This is a genomic window from Thermoactinomyces mirandus, from assembly GCF_013868055.1.
GTDB classification, from domain to species: domain Bacteria; phylum Bacillota; class Bacilli; order Thermoactinomycetales; family Thermoactinomycetaceae; genus Thermoactinomyces; species Thermoactinomyces mirandus.
Genome location: NZ_JACEOL010000092.1, coordinates 1 through 1238, shown reverse-complemented (window position 1 = coordinate 1238; position 1238 = coordinate 1). Strand labels below are relative to the sequence as shown.

1 protein-coding gene is annotated in these 1238 nt (G+C 55.7%); it reads left to right on the top strand.

The window, feature by feature from the left end:
• Positions 1-1238: non-ribosomal peptide synthetase (locus H2C83_RS17225; protein ID WP_181742396.1), on the top strand; the 1238-nt coding region annotated here is incomplete at both ends.

Genomic DNA, 1238 nt, shown 5'->3' with positions numbered 1-1238 from the left:
TGTTGCAAACATTTAAAGGACCGAAACTGGAATATCCGCGCGGGAAAACGATCCAGGCCTGGTTTGAAGAACAGGTTGCCCAAAGGCCGGAGCACCCCGCTGTCGTCTGTGGGAAAGAGCAGCGCTCTTACCGCGAGCTGAACGAACAGGCCAACCGGCTGGCCCACGCCCTGCGGATGAAGGGGATCGGGAAAGAGCAAATCGTGGGGATTCTGATGCCTTCTTCCATCGACATGATGGTCGCTATACTGGGAGTGGTGAAAGCAGGGGCCGCTTACCTGCCGATCGATCCCGGGTATCCGGCGGAACGGATTCAATATATGCTGGAAGACAGCCGGGCCGTTTTGCTTTTGACCAGTGACCAGGTAACCGTGCCTCCGGTTTTGACGGAAACACTGAATCTGAGCCGGACGGATTTTGATGCCGAACCGGCGCATAATCCGGCACCAGTCAACGGAGAACATGACCTGGTCTATGTGATCTATACCTCAGGATCAACCGGAAAGCCCAAAGGCGTTATGGTGGAACATGCTTCCCTGGAGAACCTGTGTGCCTGGCATGTAAATCAGTTTGAGGTCACCCCGGCAGACCGGTGCACCAAATATGCCGGAGTCGGCTTTGATGCGTCCGTGTGGGAGATTTTCCCGACCTGGATGGCAGGAGCCACCCTTTACATCATTGAAGAAGAGCTTCGTTATGATCTGGACGCACTGAATGCGTACATGGAAGAACAGGGAATCACGATCGCCTTTTTGCCGACCCAGGTGGCGGAACAGTTTATGCAGCTGGAAAACGGGAGCCTGAAGACGCTGCTTTTGGGAGGCGACCGTTTGCAGCAGGTTTATCCGCAAAGCTATGCGGTGGTGAACAACTACGGTCCGACGGAAAATACAGTGGTGACCACAAGCACGGAGGTTCGGGCCGGAGAACCGGTTACGATCGGCAGACCGATCGCCAATAACCAGGTTTATGTTTTGAATGAAGATCGGCAGTTGCAGCCGGTCGGGGTACCGGGAGAGTTGTTTGTAAGCGGGGCCAGTCTGGCACGGGGTTATTTGCACCGGCCGGAGCTGACCGAAGAGAAATTTGTGCCAAATCCGTTTGTGCCCGGGCAACGGATGTACCGGACAGGAGATTTGGTACGGTGGCTGCCGGACGGGTCACTGGAATTCCTGGGCCGCATCGATGACCAGGTCAAAATCCGGGGGTACCGGATTGAACCGGGAGAAGTAGCCAGC